At 40.3% G+C, this 16,859-nt stretch carries 16 protein-coding genes and 2 tRNA genes; 8 read left to right on the top strand and 10 right to left on the bottom strand.

The window, feature by feature from the left end:
• The first annotated feature begins 141 nt into the window (after positions 1-141).
• Together ABTV71_RS05875 and ABTV71_RS05870 are read left to right on the top strand one after the other, a co-directional pair.
• Positions 142-723: a phosphatase PAP2 family protein gene (locus ABTV71_RS05875; protein ID WP_121124962.1), complete on the top strand. Its 582-nt coding sequence runs from the start codon at positions 142-144 to the stop codon at positions 721-723.
• Positions 723-1,538, top strand: coding sequence for a ZIP family metal transporter (locus tag ABTV71_RS05870; protein WP_433902477.1), 816 nt, complete (start codon positions 723-725; stop codon positions 1,536-1,538). The genes ABTV71_RS05875 and ABTV71_RS05870 overlap by 1 nt, the downstream gene beginning before the upstream one ends.
• Here the strand turns inward: ABTV71_RS05870 and ABTV71_RS05865 are convergent, their stop codons facing one another.
• The gene (locus ABTV71_RS05865) at positions 1,539-1,988 is read right to left on the bottom strand and encodes a MarR family winged helix-turn-helix transcriptional regulator (RefSeq protein ID WP_121124960.1); all 450 of its coding nucleotides are present in this window, start codon (positions 1,986-1,988) and stop codon (positions 1,539-1,541) included. It lies immediately after the preceding gene.
• 131 nt (positions 1,989-2,119) lie between these two features.
• Between ABTV71_RS05865 and ABTV71_RS05860 the strand changes: the two genes are divergently transcribed.
• The 4 genes from ABTV71_RS05860 (at position 2,120) to ABTV71_RS05845 (ending at position 6,479) form a co-directional block, all read left to right on the top strand.
• Positions 2,120-2,359, top strand: coding sequence for a FeoA family protein (locus tag ABTV71_RS05860; protein WP_121124959.1), 240 nt, complete (start codon positions 2,120-2,122; stop codon positions 2,357-2,359).
• Complete coding sequence (feoB, locus tag ABTV71_RS05855; protein ID WP_433902476.1) at positions 2,359-4,461, top strand: ferrous iron transport protein B; 2,103 nt, start codon at positions 2,359-2,361, stop codon at positions 4,459-4,461. Before ABTV71_RS05860 ends, feoB begins: the two co-directional genes overlap by 1 nt.
• Positions 4,462-4,519: 58 nt before the next feature.
• Entirely contained in the window at positions 4,520-4,684 is a 165-nt protein-coding gene (locus ABTV71_RS05850) for a FeoB-associated Cys-rich membrane protein (protein ID WP_121124957.1), read from the top strand.
• A 373-nt stretch (positions 4,685-5,057) separates the two neighbouring features.
• The gene (locus ABTV71_RS05845; RefSeq protein ID WP_121124956.1) at positions 5,058-6,479 is read left to right on the top strand and encodes an amino acid permease; all 1,422 of its coding nucleotides are present in this window, start codon (positions 5,058-5,060) and stop codon (positions 6,477-6,479) included.
• Positions 6,480-6,594: 115 nt separating this feature from the next.
• Here the strand turns inward: ABTV71_RS05845 and ABTV71_RS05840 are convergent, their stop codons facing one another.
• The 5 genes from ABTV71_RS05840 to mnmA form a co-directional block, all read right to left on the bottom strand.
• Positions 6,595-7,164: a GNAT family N-acetyltransferase gene (locus ABTV71_RS05840; RefSeq protein ID WP_433902475.1), complete on the bottom strand. Its 570-nt coding sequence runs from the start codon at positions 7,162-7,164 to the stop codon at positions 6,595-6,597.
• A gap of 53 nt (positions 7,165-7,217) precedes the next feature.
• Positions 7,218-8,282, bottom strand: coding sequence for a PA0069 family radical SAM protein (locus tag ABTV71_RS05835; protein WP_433902474.1), 1,065 nt, complete (start codon positions 8,280-8,282; stop codon positions 7,218-7,220).
• Between the two features lie 100 nt (positions 8,283-8,382).
• The gene (locus ABTV71_RS05830; protein ID WP_433902473.1) at positions 8,383-9,573 is read right to left on the bottom strand and encodes an ATP-binding protein; all 1,191 of its coding nucleotides are present in this window, start codon (positions 9,571-9,573) and stop codon (positions 8,383-8,385) included.
• Positions 9,574-9,717: 144 nt separating this feature from the next.
• Complete coding sequence (locus ABTV71_RS05825; protein ID WP_433902472.1) at positions 9,718-10,383, bottom strand: hypothetical protein; 666 nt, start codon at positions 10,381-10,383, stop codon at positions 9,718-9,720.
• Between the two features lie 867 nt (positions 10,384-11,250).
• Positions 11,251-12,342: a tRNA 2-thiouridine(34) synthase MnmA gene (gene mnmA / locus ABTV71_RS05820; protein ID WP_046672147.1), complete on the bottom strand. Its 1,092-nt coding sequence runs from the start codon at positions 12,340-12,342 to the stop codon at positions 11,251-11,253.
• Positions 12,343-12,529: 187 nt separating this feature from the next.
• On the opposite strand from mnmA, the gene ABTV71_RS05815 reads away from it, so the two are divergent.
• Positions 12,530-12,602: transfer RNA gene (locus ABTV71_RS05815), tRNA-Phe, on the top strand.
• Between the two features lie 42 nt (positions 12,603-12,644).
• Positions 12,645-12,717, top strand: a tRNA-Phe gene (locus ABTV71_RS05810).
• A gap of 96 nt (positions 12,718-12,813) precedes the next feature.
• Here the strand turns inward: ABTV71_RS05810 and ABTV71_RS05805 are convergent.
• The 4 genes from ABTV71_RS05805 to ABTV71_RS05790 form a co-directional block, all read right to left on the bottom strand.
• Positions 12,814-13,797 carry an ISAon1 family transposase gene (locus ABTV71_RS05805; RefSeq protein WP_433900038.1) on the bottom strand — a complete coding sequence of 328 codons (984 nt, stop codon included), beginning with the start codon at positions 13,795-13,797 and terminating at the stop codon, positions 12,814-12,816.
• The gene (locus ABTV71_RS05800; RefSeq protein ID WP_433900039.1) at positions 13,790-14,143 is read right to left on the bottom strand and encodes an ISAon1 family transposase N-terminal region protein; all 354 of its coding nucleotides are present in this window, start codon (positions 14,141-14,143) and stop codon (positions 13,790-13,792) included. Before ABTV71_RS05800 ends, ABTV71_RS05805 begins: the two co-directional genes overlap by 8 nt.
• 125 nt (positions 14,144-14,268) lie before the next feature.
• Complete coding sequence (locus tag ABTV71_RS05795; RefSeq protein ID WP_121124951.1) at positions 14,269-15,417, bottom strand: glycoside hydrolase family 172 protein; 1,149 nt, start codon at positions 15,415-15,417, stop codon at positions 14,269-14,271.
• A gap of 510 nt (positions 15,418-15,927) precedes the next feature.
• Positions 15,928-16,719, bottom strand: a complete 792-nt coding sequence (locus tag ABTV71_RS05790; RefSeq protein ID WP_121124950.1) for an SDR family oxidoreductase — start codon at positions 16,717-16,719, stop codon at positions 15,928-15,930.
• Positions 16,720-16,859: the final 140 nt, after the last annotated feature.

Raw genomic sequence — 16,859 nt, 5'->3', positions numbered from 1 at the left:
TTATAATTATTGAATATTTAGCGTATCTTTGTTGCAACAAAGTTGTTTTTAAAAGAAACAATCGTTTGCAATGAAATTATTTTTACTTTTGAAAAGCGAGTTTTTAAAAGTTTGGGAATTTCATTGTAATCTACAACATTTATGATTCAACAATTAGTACACATCGATCAAGAGATTTTTCTTGCCATCAACCAGGGCTTGAGTAACCCCGTGTTCGATTGGCTGTTGCCTATATTGCGTAATCCATACACTTGGGCTCCTTTATATCTTTTTCTGATCATTTTTTTCATCAAAACGTATGGAAAAACGGGTATACTGATTGTAGCGATGACCTTGGTTACCTTTGGTATATCCGACGGTATCTCATCTCACTTGATCAAAAAGAATGTTAAGAGAATCAGGCCTTGCAACGATGTGGAGTTTAAAGAGAATATCAATATCCGGGTACGCTGTGGCTCCGGGTTTAGCTTTACTTCCTCTCATGCGGCCAATCACTTTTCTTTGGCTTTCTTCTGGATCGTGCTATTTCGTAGAAGATGGAAATATGTGCTATGGCTGTGTGTTGCATGGGCATTTCTGATTTCGGTCTCGCAAATCTATGTTGGCGTCCATTACCCCTTTGACATACTCTGTGGCTCCGCACTGGGAATCCTTGTTGGATTGGCTACGGGTTACCTGTTTAAGCGGTTCGTACCTAGCTTTTTTAAAACTGAACAAGTATAATGAATTCAATTTTATTGATTTTAATTTTATTCATACCTGCATTTGCAAGTGGAATCGCTGTTTTTTTCGTCCAGAAAAAAGGAACAAATTTTCTAAAATTGATCCTTTCTTTTAGTGGGGCTTACCTATTTTCCATTACGGTACTGCATTTAATTCCGCATGTTTATCAGTCAACGAATACTTCACCCGAGGTATTGGGCATCTATGTACTCGGTGGCTTTTTGTTCCAGTTATTCCTTGAGCAATTTTCTCAGGGGATTGAACACGGACATATCCATACGGAGCATGGACATCATAGCCATCGTTTTCCGATCGGTATTATGTTTAGCTTGTGCCTTCATGCTTTCTTGGAGGGGATGCCTCTGGCTGCCACACATCAGACCGAACTCGCGTTAGGGATTTCGATCCATCACATTCCCGCAGCGTTTGCCTTAGGCAGTATTCTCATCAGTACGCACCTGAAAAAAAATACCATTATCATTACGCTTGCCCTATTTGCAGCGATGACGCCATTTGGATTTCTGTTGAGCAAGGCCATCAGTGCTGGCGAAGTCGGTAATATCCAGCAGTATTTTGATAAGATTATGGCCGTTGTAATCGGTATATTTCTACATATATCCACGACCATATTGTTTGAATCCGGATCTATAGACCATCACAAATTCAACAAGAAGAAGATGATTGCGGTGATTGCCGGCGTGGCCATTGCCCTGGCAAGCTTTGCTTTCGTTGGCGAACACGATCATGCACATGGCCCTGGAGAAAGCCACCAAGAAGAAATGCATGACCATGATCATCATGAGCATGCACATTAATTAGCCCCTTAATTTATCTAATAAAGCACTGAGCTGGATGGCTTCTTTTTCAGTGATCCTATTGGGTAAAATATCCGTCATCAGCATAGGCTCCTCGAGATTTTCAAGAATCTTCAGGCCCTTATCGGTGATGAACAGATCAACAGCACGTTTATCTCCGCCGGATTGACAGCGAGAGACGAGTCCTTTGGTGACCATGCGATCTATCATCCGGGAAATATCCGGCGTGGTGCTCAGCATCCTTGATTTGATCAGGTTGTTGGTGGCCGGTTTTGGGTATTGACCTCGTAGGATACGTAAGACATTAAATTGTTTCAAAGTGATCCCCTCTTTGGCTGCCCTTTGTTCAAGTTCATTATTGAGCCAATTGTACGTGTAAAGGATGTTTACGGTACAACGATGCCATTCATTGCTGAATTTGCTTACTTTAATTTCCTCCTCGATTTTCATTTTGGTTGATAATTAATCCCTTTTTAATCGTAAAGATAGCTGTTTTTTACGCTAAATACATAACTATGACATTAGAATCATTCTAAATGGTAGAAAATCTGTATATTTGGAGGATACAAAAAAACAGGTAGATGCGTCATAAAAATAGCTTAGATCAGCTAAAAAAAGGGGAAAAAGCGGTGATTATTGATTTTGATTCGCACGATATTCCAGCTAAATTTTTCGAATTAGGCTTTGTGCCCGGTACTGAAGTAGAAGTGAAACATATCGCACCGCTCGATGGTCCTATATGTTTAAATATTATTGCGAACAACGCTTTGATTGCCATTCGCAAATCAGAAGCTAAAGTCATCCTTATTGATCAGAAATAATGAATAACCCGATTATTGCACTTTTGGGTAATCCAAACGTGGGTAAAACTTCCCTTTTTAACCGGATTACAAAATTAAATCAGAAAGTAGGAAACTATCCCGGTATCACCGTAGAAAAACGTGAGGGCCAGGTGAAAGCCAACAACAAGATCTATCGTATCATTGACCTTCCGGGAACTTATACCTTGTTCCCAAGTTCAATGGATGAAGAAGTCGTCTTCAACACCCTGGTCAATAAAGAAAGCAGCTTTAGACCAAATCTTGTCGTCGTCGTTGCCGAACCGACAAACCTGAAAAGATCCATCATCCTTTATCAGCAAGCACGCGAACTCGGGCTGCCGGCCATCTTTGTGATCAATATGATCGATGAGGCCAAAGAAAAAGGAATAAGCATAGATATCGCAAAACTTGAACAGCTACTCAATACAAAAGTATACGAAACGAATGCACGCACCGGACAGGGCATAGATCAGCTGATCAAAAACTTTGATGGGGTACCACCGATGTATATCAGCAAATTCCAGCTGCCGACAATAGCAAATGAAGCACTGGAAGAAACCAAAAGGCTGTTTCCGTTGGATACGGAATACCATACCTGGCAATATTTGGCTAAAGGTGAAGTTTCGTTTCTCTCCAAAGAAAAAAACCAGGCTATTCAGCAAATTCGCGATAGACATCAGTTAAAAGCCGAGAAACTACAAAAAGAAGAAGCCATCCTACGGAGCAAATCCCTAGATGATAGCTTATCCGAAATTTATACCAAGGACGATGCGTCCAACAAAAATAAGACAAATGCCATCGATAGAATATTACTTCATCCGATCTTCGGTTATCTGATTTTCTTTGGCATCCTTTTCCTGATTTTTCAGGCGATCTACACCTGGTCAGGGCCAGCCATGGACTTTATTGATGGACTTTTTGGTGATCTTGCGGCTTATACGCAGACCGCACTTCCCGCGGGTCCACTCACGGATCTGTTAAGCAATGGTGTTATCAAGGGCATTGGTGGTATCGTCATCTTTATTCCACAGATTGTTATTCTGTATATTTTCATTTCCATTATGGAAGAAACGGGCTATATGAGCCGTGTGGTTTTCCTGATGGACCGTTGGCTCAGGCCTTTTGGGCTAAATGGAAAATCCGTCATCCCGTTGATTTCAGGCGTTGCCTGTGCGGTACCGGCAGTCATGTCGGCGCGTAATATCGAAAATGCCAAGGAACGACTGGTCACGATACTGGTCACGCCGTTTATGACTTGTTCAGCCCGTCTCCCCATCTACATCGTATTGATCGGATTGGTAATCCCGGACACTAAATATGCCGGATTTCAATTGCAGGGTATGGTTTTATTTGTCATGTATCTCCTGGGAATATTTGCCGCATTGTTTTCAGCGATACTCTTGACGAAAGTCATTAAGTCCAAACACAAGTCTTTTTTAATATTTGAGCTTCCGACTTATAAATCTCCAGACTGGAAAAATGTCGTCCTTAACGTTTGGGAGAAAACGGCAAGTTTTGTCTTTGGCGCCGGTAAGATTATCTTGGCGATCTCTGTTATCCTTTGGGCTCTGGGCAGCTTTGGTCCAAACGACAAATTCGCAAAAGCCGAAGAATATGTAAAGCAAAATAACCCCAATCTTTCAGGGGAAGACCTCGACCATGAGATCTCTTCCTATCGTCTGGAACACTCCTTCCTTGGCTATCTTGGCATGGCAATTGAACCTGTTGTGGAGCCCTTGGGCTATGACTGGAAGATGGGAATCGGTTTGATCTCCTCATTTGCAGCGAGGGAAGTTTTTGTGGGAACAATGGCAACCGTATATAGCCTTGGCGATGAAGTGGATATTGAAGATGAAGCTACGAAGACAACAGTATTAAGCAAAATGCGGAACGAAATTAACCGTAATACGGGCTTACCGGCCTATAATTTTGCTTCCGGAATATCGCTGCTTTTATTCTATGCTTTTGCCATGCAATGTATGAGTACAATAGCAGCCGTGAAACGGGAAACCGGATCTTGGAAATGGACATTAATTCAAGTTGGTTTTATGACAGGTCTGGCTTATTTCAGTGCCCTGATTGCTTACCAGCTCTTAAAATAAATTAACGTGTTGTGTGAGTGCCGTCACCGGACATTCACAACCTTAAAAATTAAAGATCATGGATAATTTAACAGTACAGTATCTCATCGTTGGAATTTTAGTATTAACGGCTGTATGGTATGTCGTTAGAAATGTCCGCAAATCACTGAAAGGTAAATCAAGTTGCTCCAAAGGTTGCGGATGCAGCTGCGGAACAGTGGAAAAACCTCAAAAAGCAAATTAATTTATCTTTTACTGTATCATTTACAAACAAAATTTCGTTCTAAGGTAGAGTGGCCAAAAATCACACTAGCTACGAATAAAAGAAACGCTACCATTCTTATGGTAGCGTTTTGCATTAAAGTAATGTCCTTCAACAACATAAATCAAGATTACTTACCGGTTTAACAAAAAGGGATGCCTAAGGTGCATAAAATACCTAAGGGTTTTATTAACTTTATGCGCTTAGGTCAAAATACCATGGCAACAACATGAATAATTTGTGGTACTTTGCAGCTAAGTTGCTTTGCATCATGATTCCGCGTTGGACAGCAGCGATGTAACCGTTGAAGACCAGACCGGCCAACACTAAATAAGTAACCGTATTAACCATACAGATGGAGAAACAGGATAATAAGGATTCGAAACAATTAAAAAGGGGGCTACAAAATAGACATATTCAGCTGATCGCCCTCGGCGGCGCCATTGGAACAGGATTGTTTCTGGGAATCGGAAAAGCCGCTACATTAGCGGGGCCAGCAGTAATCCTTGGTTATGCCTTTGCCGGAATAATTGCGTTTTTCATTATGCGCCAGTTGGGAGAAATGGTGGTCGAAGAACCAGTTTCCGGAAGCTTTAGTTACTTCGCCAATAAATATTGGGGACCTTTCGCCGGTTATGCATCGGGCTGGAATTATTGGGTACTTTACATTTTGGTGAGCATGGCTGAATTGACGGCAATCGGTGTATATGTCCAGTTCTGGTGGCCAGAAATCCCACTATGGGGATCGAGCTTATTTTTCTTTTTTGCTATTAACGCTTTGAATCTTGCTTCCGTAAAAATTTATGGCGAGACCGAATTTTGGTTTTCAATTATCAAGGTTGTGGCTATTATAGCCATGATTGTCTTCGGTGTCTATCTCCTTGTCAGCGGTACCGGCGGCGAGCAGGCAAGCCTGAGCAACCTGACCTCCCACGGCGGCTTCTTTCCGAAAGGCTGGTTTAACCAGGTCGGAGATGGAAGTTATGAAGGATTGCTATCCGCCATGGCATTGATCATGTTTTCTTTTGGCGGACTTGAATTAGTAGGTATTACCGCTGCCGAAGCCGAACATCCCGAAAAAAACATTCCCAAAGCGACCAATCAGGTCATCTATCGGATCCTGATCTTTTACGTCGGGGCTTTGATTATCTTATTTTCACTTACACCCTGGACAAATATCACAGCCGATACCAGTCCATTTGTTCTGGTCTTTGACAAACTCAATGGTTTTGAGTTCACCTTATTCGGAAAAACATTCTATTTCACAAAAATTATAGCAAATGCACTCAACCTAATTGTACTCACTGCGGCTTTATCCGTATACAATAGCAGCGTTTACAGTAATAGTAGAATGCTATTTGGCCTCGCTGAGCAGGGTAATGCACCTAAGTTTTTATCCAAACTCAACAAAAACCATGCGCCTATCAATGCGATTCTAGTTTCGGCTGTGTTTGCCGCAATCTGTGTTTTCATTAATTATGTCGCGCCAAAGAATGCTTTGGAGATCCTGATGTCACTGGTTGTATCTTCCTTGATCATCAACTGGTTGATGATCTCTATCACACATTTGTATTTTAGGAAAAACAAGCTCGATGCCCATGTAAAAACGAAATTCCCTTCGTTTCTCTATCCATTGAGTAATTATATCTGTTTGATCTTTCTGATCGCTGTGTTGGGTATCATGTGGGTAACAGGCATGAAACTGCCGGTTGAACTGATCCCGGTCTGGTTATTATTGTTATACATCAGTTACGTATTGATAAAAAGAAAAAAATAGGAATTGTAAATCAATTTTATCAAACTCATAATTCTGGCGCCAACGATATCCGTACAAAATAAAGCGCCTGATTCTTAAACGAATCAGGCCCTTTTGCAAAGAATGAGTTAAATAATCAATCTTTATCGTTCTTTAATATGCCTCGATCCAAGTAGTCCTGATCTAAAATTGCATATTCATAATTATCACACCAACCATCTTTTAAAGGCAAAATCTTTCTCCGATGGGCTTCCCTAATCATACCTGCCTTTTCCATTATCTTATAAGACGCGATATTTTCTACCGCACAGCCAGCTTCTATCCGATGGAGATTAAGTTGTCTGAATCCAAATTCAATTATTCGTTTTAAGGCCTCTGTTGCATATCCCTTATTCCACATTTCCGGAACTAACTTAAACCATACTTCCGAATTTCTATATTTTACCTTGACAATACTGATATCAATCAGACCGACAAATTCCGCCCCAGCAATAGTTTCTATATAAAAAGTATAGTTCTTTCTATCCGCAGATTCTTTTTCCTGTTCCGACCAGGTTTTTACCATTTCGGCGGTATCTACGATCCCATTAGGATGCCCGCTCGGATTAAATAAGGCCGTTTCGGGGCACATTAATAAATAATGAATATTTTCCAAATCTTCATTTTTCACTGTTCTTAACCGGAGTCGTTCTGATATAATTTCCATTTTTTAAAATTACACAAATAGCGTAATTTTCAGTGCTCATTTGACAATAATAACTAAAACAGGCCCAGCTGCATTCCCGCATCGGGCAAGCGGAAAAGATCCCTTCTTAGGGGCGGAAGCACCCCGTTATTCATATATTTCCTCACAGAAAGCTTAAATAAATGCTGCAGGCTCTCGGCCATATTACCATCCCCTTTTATGCGTCGTCCAAAATCAGTGTCATTAATCTTTCCGCCATGACAAGCTTCGATCCAGTGCAATACCTTTTCAGCACGTTCGGGATAATTCTGATACAACCAATCTTTAAAGATGCCACCGATCTGTCCATTGAGTCTAACAATCGTATAAGAGGCCGTCATTGCTCCCGCGTCTGCTCCCGAACGAATCAAATCTGAAATCTCGTCGCTATTGATTCCAGGAACAATAGGCGCTATCATCAGCATCACAGGCACACCTATCCCCGTCAATCCCTCAATGAGTTTTAAACGGGCCGAAGCTGTAGCGGTCCTGGGCTCCATCTTTTGACGTACCTCCTCCCGCAGGGAATTAATGGTCACGGCAACCGATACCAGATTTAGCGCTGCAAGCTCACGCAAGATGTCAAAATCCCTTCGCATCAATACATTCTTGCTGATAATGGAAACGGGATTCCTGTATTTAAGCATCAATTCCAAAAGCGAGCGTGTGATCCCCAATTTTCGTTCGATAGGTTGGTAGCAATCGGTATTGCCGGATAACATAATCAAATCAGGCTGATAACTAGACTTGCGGAATTCATGCTCCAGTAGCTGCGCCGCATTATGCTTGACTAGAATTTTGCGCTCAAAATCCAGTCCTGCACTAAAGCCCCAGTATTCATGCGAATTGCGGGCATAGCAGTAAATACAACCATGCTCGCAGCCCTGATAGGGATTTATAGACCTTTCAAAGCGCAGGTCCGGACTATTGGATTTGGAGATAATGGACTTCGGATGCGTCGGAATAAACTGTGTTTTTTCGGTCCCAAGAAATTCCTCATCCAAGCCTTCAATATGTTCCTGCACATACTGGTTGGAAAAAAATTTGTTATTGGGATTGATCTGCGCCCCCCTGCCCTTAAAATATTCTGACGGATTCATAAGTTAAAATTACTAAAATTATTAGTAATTTTAACAAAAATATGTCATCTTATTTTCCCATTTGAAAGAAGTTCATAAAATGGTAAATGCGTTAGAAGAATCAATACATAAAACCAAAAAGCCAAACAGGTATCACATTACTAAAACCAATTTCTATTCCATCTTTGGCAAGATAGGCATCAGAAATACCTGTGATCTGCTTTTTCGTTTTGTTTTTCCCTCCGACTTCGAAAGTATAACGTTTATCAACTAAAAAATCAGCTACAGGGGACAGATTGATCTCATGGAGCCCCATAAACTGATTTAAGAAAAATGTTTCCCGCACATTGCCCACATTCGTATTTTCTTTAGCTAGCGCATACATAAGATTACTATTATTAAGATATAGTTTTTCGGGTTTAGTTAATACCCCTATTCCTGAATTATCTTTATACAGCTCATTAACAAGTCCAGCACGCCCCAATATTTTGATACCATGCACTAAAATATTACGAGAAACTCCCACAATTTCGCTCAGCTTCGTAATATTTGGAGTAAACGGGGCGCTAGTTGCTATACTAATAAGGAGTTTTTTTAATTTAATAAGCGTCTCATAGTTTAAATCTTCTACCGCATTGATATCTATCTCTATGATCAGGTTGATGGTATTTTGCAGTTTCTGATAGTAAGCTTTTTCATTTTCTTTATAATATGGATAAGCTCCATACTTAAGGTAATTTTCGAAATGCGGTAGTGGCTTTATCTCTTTTAAGATATCTGCAGCTAGTTTATCATGATTTTCGATAATATCTATCAACGAATAGGCTGAGAACATTTTACCCGTTTCAAACATCAGAAATTCTCGAAAAGAAAGCTCTTTCAAATAATATGTTATTGCTCTCCTGCTCAAATCTGATTCTGACTTATATATCTCGAGCATGGATGATGAAGTAAAAATAACATTCAGATCTGGAAAGTTATCATAGATCAACTTGATCTCCCTAGACCAATTGGGATATTTATGCACCTCATCCAGCAATAAATGAGTACCACCAAATTGAACAAATTCTTTGGCTAACGAATAAAGTTTGTTGTCAAAAAAATAAATATGATCCAGACTAATATACAGTGTAGATTGCAAAGGCATATATAGCCTAGCTAACTGCAACAGTAAAGTAGTTTTTCCCGAACCTCTTGCCCCCTTAATAGCCACCAATCGATTTTTTAAATCAATTTCTTGTAGTAGATAACGTTGTATTTTCAAGGGAACCCCAAGCATCTTAGCTTGAAACTCTAACAACAGCTCTTCCATAATTGCTCAAAATAAAAGCAAATATAACCATAAATTGCTCAAATAAAAAGCAATTTCAGTCGATTATTGCTTTTTATTTGAGCAATCTAACAAAAAAACTACCGCTATCAACATCTTACCAGAACTCAACAAGCTAAAGAACGATTATGGATACAATCTCGGCCACTTATCCATGTTCCAGATATAGATAAGATGAGCTGCTTCAATTACTCGTTGTAAATGCCGATGGAACTCATTCAGATAATCATCACCCCTACTATCATCTGCACAGGTATAGTCCATACTCACCACCAACCACCAATAAAGTGCATCCCGTACATGTGGCAGATGATATGTTTCCCATAACTGATAAAACACCTTTAGTGGATTATAACGCTCTTCTTTATCAAGGTAGATTAGATTATAAGATTCCCACTGAAACTGTTCTGGGTTATGAGAATTATTAAAATACCCTATCACACTGTTTATCTCATCTTTATCAGGCATAAAGGTTTTACCATGCGTCTCATAACAATGTCGAAGTTCGGAATCTGGCATCCAGTAACTTTTATCCAATCGACAAATCATAAAGATACCTTCAATCAAAATCTCTATAAATTCGTAGCGAATAAATGTTCTTAATGTCTGCTCATTATTCATTCTATAAGATGGTCTGATCGCAGCCTCTTGCCACTCATCGAGATGCTCTCTCCAAGCTGGGAAATTCTCCCAACCAAAGAAAAGATTAATTACATTAAATGGATTACCGATCTCCTGCGGATGCAATCTCCGCGGAAAATAATCATAGGGTGTAGGGTTTGCAAATGGCATAGCTAAACAATTATTTTTTTCTCCACTAAACTACTATTCACAAACTCTCTATTCAATGCATATAGAATCTCCATAAGTTTGTTTATCCTAGATTCAAGATCCTCAAAACACTTAATATTGTAATATTGATTTTTAGTTTGAAGCGCATGAAACAGAGCATCTTCCAATGTCATTCTTTGATAATGAAACCAACTGTTAGCTTTGTAGAAATTACGAAGTGCTTTTCTAAGAATCAGGAAAAAAGTTAAAATCTGTATTCATAATAATTCATATTAAATTTATAATCAAAATCTTAAGATAATTACAATACTAAAACCTTACGTTTAGACAAAGCGGTGGCTGCAGATACTACTACAGTATCCGTTTCTAAAGTCTTTTTTATATGGTTGTTTGTTTAGTCTTTAATTGGTTGTTGGTTTCATCAAAACCTTCAAATGCACTTTGGCATCATCCTCGTTACCATAATCGTATAATAGCACGCCCAGTAAGTCCAATTTTGAGGACAATCACTCTCGATTAGTAAATCTTTGTCGAGTATTATTATATATTATCTATACAAATGTACTAATAAAATTATTATATAAAAATAAATTGCAAATATTTTCTATACAAATAGAAAGAAACATAAAATAGATACTCACCTTTGATCCACCTGATAAAGATTACGATACCATCTCGGTATCGCTTTTGCCCCTCTATCTTGAAAAAAGAAGTAGTTATGCTCTACTTCTTAATTCGGTTGACTTAAATCCCGCCGGAATAATAGCCGCCCACAATCTCAGAAATTATTAATGACAAAAAAATCCCTACACTGTAGCTACAGTATAGGGATTAAAATTCTTATGCTGAATTTTGGTTCAGTTTTTACTATTTCATTAAGAAACCACCTCCTAAGAGATCATTTCCTTCGTAGAATACAGCCGACTGTCCGGGTGCGATACCTTTTACATTATGCACAAAATCTATACGTACTTTATCGCCCTCTTGTGAGATTGTCGACAAGGCACCCGAGTCTTTATAACGTACCTTTGAGATAGCCTCCATCGGTTGGTCGAGTCCTGCATATTTGACGAAGTTTACATTGCGTACATAAGCATGTGATTTTTCAAGCTCATGCTCCTCACCCAATACCACTGTATTGCTTTCAGGAAGAATTTCGATCACAAACATGGGTTTACCCAAAGCAATGCCCAAACCTTTACGTTGGCCGATGGTAAAATACGGGTAACCAATATGTTTACCGACCACTGTTCCGTCTGAAAGGATAAAGTTACCCGGACCGATTTGCTGATCTAATGTAGGTACTTTATGTCTCAGAAATGCACGGTAGTCATTGTCTGGCACAAAACAGATTTCGTAGCTTTCCGATTTATTGGCAAGCTCTTTCTGTCCCATGTCAAGCGCCATTTGACGGATTTCCTTTTTCGTGAACGATCCCAATGGAAACTGTGTACGAGCTAGATTTTCCTGCGATACCCCCCATAGGACATAGGATTGATCCTTATTTTCATCTTTACCCTTTGATATGACATAACGGCCATTGTCGTGCATACGAATATTGGCGTAATGTCCCGTAGCGATAAATTCACAATCCAATTTATCAGCACGCTTCATCAAAGCCTCCCATTTGATGTGGGTATTACAAAGAACACATGGATTGGGTGTACGCCCAGCAATGTATTCCTCTACAAAATTGTCAATTACAAAGTCTCCAAACTCATCGCGTATATCTAATATATAATGAGGGAAACCATAGTTTACGGCTAATGTACGAGCGTCATTGATACTGTCGAGGCTACAACATCCAGTCTCTTTAGACGAACCACCTGCGGATGCATAATCCCAAGTCTTCATCGTGATACCTATGACCTCATATCCTTGTTCGTGGAGCATGACAGAAGCAACGGAGCTATCGACCCCTCCACTCATTGCAACTAAAACTCTTCCTCTTTTACTCATCGCTATTTATTGAAATGCAAAGATACAGCTTATTCCTTTTTCTCTATGTTAGTTTCTTGTAATTTTATCTCGATCAAAATCAACACTTTCGAAAAAAGAGGAAAAATAATCCACATAAAAATTTTAGAATTCAAATTATCACACTATATTTGCATCGCAATAGGGGAACAAACCCATAGCAGAAAGCGGTGCCATAGCTCAGCTGGTAGAGCAAAGGACTGAAAATCCTTGTGTCCCTGGTTCGAACCCAGGTGGCACCACGCTTCAATCTGATGATCACAGATTTAAATAAAAGGTCAACTGGTGCCATAGCTCAGCTGGTAGAGCAAAGGACTGAAAATCCTTGTGTCCCTGGTTCGAACCCAGGTGGCACCACAAAAAAAGCCTGTTCATTTGAGCAGGCTTTTTTTGTTTAAACAGCTTTATACCCAAAATTCTGGATCATACCGAAAGTTTGGGGGGTACAATTTTTTAAGCATACAATTTCATTACTCTATATAGGAAGAATGTGGTATCCCTTACGCCACGAAAGACACTCCTGAAAGCTTTGAGCTTTGCATTGAAAGACTCTGCTGAAGCATTGGTACTTCTGTTGTCGAAGTAGTGTAGGATATGTTGATGATGCGCTGCAATGGATCTTGCTACGCTCTCAAATGAAGTGATGCCCGCATTCTCAACCTGATTATGCCACAGTCCCAGTTTGGTAAATGCTATCTTTTTGTCCTTGCATTTATTGAATATGTCACCTAGGGAAATTCCCAGGTCATAAGCCAGCTTTAGTTTGGGAAACCGTATGAACAACAATTCAGCACGGTGTTTCTGGTTTTCGGACCATCGGCTTGGATGCTTGAACAAGAGGTGTCTGGATCTAGCCAGTAACTGTTTGAGGGTGTCCCCATTAGGCAACAACTCGGGCTCATATGGGATTCCTCCCTTTCGTGATTCCATTATCTTCTTACTTTCGGCATCCAATACTTCCCAGCGATACTTGATACGGAGTTCCTGCACTGCATCATATGCTAACTTTTGGACATGGAACCGATCGACCACACGCCTGGCATTCCTGAAACATCTACGGATTGCCTTAGCCATGTTCGGTGCCATATCCATGGTCACCTCCTTTACCCTGTTCCTTGAACGTAAAGGTATTCGCTCAAGAACAGTCATGATATCCTCGGCCTTTGTACCCTTAATAGTTGCCAGAATCGTCCCTTTACGCCCTTTTGCCGATTTACTGCTAACAATGGTATATAATTCACCGTTGCTAAAACTAGTCTCATCGATGCTCAGGCGTTCGGAGATGTTCCCGGGGAAAAGAGTCCATCGCTCTGCATGTGGCTTTTGGTCCCAATCATGGAAGTCACTGAGATGGTTCTTGTATTGATCCTGAAGTTGCTTGCCGTCCATCTGGAAGAATAATCCTACCAATTGGGCACTTACAGGATAGTTATCCAAATATCCTCTTTAAAAAAAGCCCGAATTCAGTCGTCATTCGAGCACCTTCACGCACCAGGTTCCAATCTCTTGTGATAATCTGTCCGGTATCTAAGACTGTCCAGCGACGGCGGCGGATATGTAGTGTAACTTTCTGACCTCTAATGGGAAAATCTGAAATCTCTGTGGATGGCATAAAACCCTTTGACTCCAACTTGCTGTTCTCATAGCCTGTTGGAGCAATATTAAGCTCATCTAAATAAATGTGGAGTTGATTGCCAACCTGATCGACTTCTAAAATCTGAAAGTATTCTAAAAGCCCTTCGGGCATCAATAGTGATAGTAATTTGCGTTCGGCGTCTTGCAAGGGAGATCTGTATTAAAGATGCTAAATTAGCAAATTTTTGATATTCCCCCAAGAATTCTGATTGATCCAAAATTCTTTGGATCAAGTCGGACTCCTTATCATTACCCTGACAGACGGAGGGCAACTCAGTTGATTTCTATCCCATTCTTTCCTGGAAGCGGCTTAAATTTCCCATGGGGTTCTGTTTGGTACCAGTAGGCTACCGAAATAATATCAGATTTCTGTGGTAGATATCGGTCTTCAGAGCGCCAGCCCAGATCTTGAACGGTCACCTTTAAGTCGCCATCAAAACGTACAGGATCAAGAATATGCCATCGATACATACCAAATCGCTGCTGAGAATCATATATCCCATCTGGCCGAATGACCTGATGTAGCCCAGCATAAGGGGTAGTAAATTCCTGATAACGTCGGGTTTCTTTATTTTCAAAATTGTATGATCCACAAAAATAATCTTCCAGCCCTGTCGTCACAATCGTCGCAAACTCTTTATCGCCATCGAGAAAGAACTTGACTTCACCTTCACCCCACCAGCCAGTGTTGTTAACTCCCACAGCTAAATAGGTTCCCACATAATGTCCCTTGCCTTTGACACCATCCAAAATGGTGTGTAAAGAACCTTCGGTGGGATGGGATCTCCGATACTGCGCATGAAAATAGGCCTCATCATTTGCGACCTCGGTCTCGGCATAATTGACCTGATAATAGAGCACCATAGGGTGAATGCTCACGTTCTCCATCGTTATTTTACATTTTTTTCGAAAAGGCATTTGCCAATACGAGTTAAATGCACTCCCCGGATTGACGGTCATGGCCAAAGAATTTAAGGGCGCATATTTATTCCAGCCCATCCCAAAAAAGGCACCGACAGGAGCTTCAATTGAAGGCTCAGTCTCCCCATCCCAATAAAACCGGATAATGGATTGGCTCCAGTTTCCTGTAGGTGTCATCCAGATGTGCTGAATAATTCCCGAGCCATCTATTTCGGCCAGCGTAAATGTCTCACCAGCACCAATATGAACATACGGATTAACTTTCCAACCTACCCCCAATTCACGGGCAGCCCTAGATGCATTTGCCTGGTTACGCGCTCCCTCCTTTTCATTTGGGACAGCCATTCCCCCTTTACCTTTCCCCCCGCTAAAGTTCTCAGGGCTGATCGACCTGGTTTTAGCATTAGACAGTTTGGATAGATTACTTAATCCACTTGAATTTTGAGCAAAAGATGTATAACCGAATAGGACTATACACCATACAAACATGAATCTTTTCATATGCAGTAATTAATTATTTTTTGAGTGTCTATTTTCAACGGCTTAAATGAAATTTATCAATTAGATGAGAGTTTTCCATAAAAAACCACATCCAATTGGGTCCTAAAATTGAAATATTAAATATGGACGGCGGATCATCCATTTCATCGTTATCTGGAATTTATTTCTTACAATCAGTTATGCAGGATCTATTTAACTTTCTTAGCTAATCGTTTAAACAAAAAAGTAAAAAATGAAAAGGCTCTCTAGCTTGTCTTAAGTTTATATGTATCAGTTATACAAGTATAGACTTAATCAATTAAATAAGTAAATATAAAATTGTATCTTTTTTGTTAACACCAAAATTATCAACATGTTAACCACAAAACATACGATTCACTTATTTTCTTAGTATCAGCAATCGGCCTCTTTTTTATGGTATAGAAAAAGCCGGAAGCGTAGTTCTTCCGGCTTGACGGGCAGGGCCCTATTTTTTTAGCACAGATAGTGCCTCATTTCAATTTTCGCCTGTTATTGCTCCGCGATAATGGAACGATCCAGATGCACATAACCGCCATCCACATGGATCAATTGTCCTGTTGTATGGCTTGACTTTTCAGATAGTAAGAATACGGTTGTATCCGCGATTTCTTCTGCAGTCGTCATGCGATGTTCCAGTGGAATACGGTCAGTAATTTTTTTCAATATTTCCTCCGGATTTGGTAAGGTCTGGATCCAGGTATCGTATTGTGGCGTTGCGCATTCGGCAACAACAATAGCGTTTACACGGATGGAAAAAGGCAACAGTTCTACCGCCCATTCACGTGTCAGTGCATTTCGTCCACCATTAGAAGCGGCATAAGCCGAAGTATTGCCCTGTCCGGTTTCTCCTGTTTTGGAAGAAATATTGACGATACTACCTTTAGATACTTTCAGCGCGTCAAGGGCATGATGCGCCATTAAGTAATAATGGATCAGGTTTTTATGCAGTGATGCTACAAATTTTTCGTAGTTACCAGAAGCTAAGCCTACCCCATCATTTTGTCCTGCATTATTCACCAAACCATCGATACGACCATAGACCTCCAGTGTCTTTTGTACTGCTTTTTCACAATCTTCAGGTTTGGACAATTCAGCCTCAATACACAAAGCATCAATACCGAACTGTTTCACTTCTTCCCTTACTTTCTCGTTGTCGGCCTGCTTACGTCCAACAATGACAGGAATAGCTTGCTCTTTGGCCAAAGCATGCACGACAGCACGCCCGATCCCTTTCGCGCCCCCCGTAACAATAACAACTTTATCTTTTAAATGAAGATCCATAATAATTTTATTGAATTGTGTGTTTCATTGATGCTTCGAACCTGTCCGCATCAATAAACTCGTTTCACTGGTTATTGATTAAAACCTCTGTCGACAACGTCGAGCTGCTTATTCCCGTTATTTGGCTGTCTAAAAAAATC

The organism is Sphingobacterium puteale, assembly GCF_050986225.1.
Taxonomy (GTDB): Bacteria; Bacteroidota; Bacteroidia; order Sphingobacteriales; family Sphingobacteriaceae; genus Sphingobacterium; species Sphingobacterium puteale.
This window is presented reverse-complemented; position numbering and strand designations above follow the sequence as displayed.

Coding starts and splice junctions, on each gene's coding strand:
- ABTV71_RS05845 (WP_121124956.1), top strand. CDS start 5,058: ATGGAGAAACAGGATAATAAGGATTCGAAACAATTAAAAAGGGGGCTA.
- feoB (WP_433902476.1), top strand. CDS start 2,359: ATGAATAACCCGATTATTGCACTTTTGGGTAATCCAAACGTGGGTAAA.
- ABTV71_RS05830 (WP_433902473.1), bottom strand. CDS start 9,573: ATGGAAGAGCTGTTGTTAGAGTTTCAAGCTAAGATGCTTGGGGTTCCC.
- ABTV71_RS05825 (WP_433902472.1), bottom strand. CDS start 10,383: ATGCCATTTGCAAACCCTACACCCTATGATTATTTTCCGCGGAGATTG.
- ABTV71_RS05850 (WP_121124957.1), top strand. CDS start 4,520: ATGGATAATTTAACAGTACAGTATCTCATCGTTGGAATTTTAGTATTA.
- ABTV71_RS05840 (WP_433902475.1), bottom strand. CDS start 7,164: ATGGAAATTATATCAGAACGACTCCGGTTAAGAACAGTGAAAAATGAA.
- ABTV71_RS05875 (WP_121124962.1), top strand. CDS start 142: ATGATTCAACAATTAGTACACATCGATCAAGAGATTTTTCTTGCCATC.
- ABTV71_RS05795 (WP_121124951.1), bottom strand. CDS start 15,417: ATGAAAAGATTCATGTTTGTATGGTGTATAGTCCTATTCGGTTATACA.
- ABTV71_RS05790 (WP_121124950.1), bottom strand. CDS start 16,719: ATGGATCTTCATTTAAAAGATAAAGTTGTTATTGTTACGGGGGGCGCG.
- ABTV71_RS05865 (WP_121124960.1), bottom strand. CDS start 1,988: ATGAAAATCGAGGAGGAAATTAAAGTAAGCAAATTCAGCAATGAATGG.
- ABTV71_RS05835 (WP_433902474.1), bottom strand. CDS start 8,282: ATGAATCCGTCAGAATATTTTAAGGGCAGGGGGGCGCAGATCAATCCC.
- ABTV71_RS05870 (WP_433902477.1), top strand. CDS start 723: ATGAATTCAATTTTATTGATTTTAATTTTATTCATACCTGCATTTGCA.
- mnmA (WP_046672147.1), bottom strand. CDS start 12,342: ATGAGTAAAAGAGGAAGAGTTTTAGTTGCAATGAGTGGAGGGGTCGAT.
- ABTV71_RS05860 (WP_121124959.1), top strand. CDS start 2,120: ATGCGTCATAAAAATAGCTTAGATCAGCTAAAAAAAGGGGAAAAAGCG.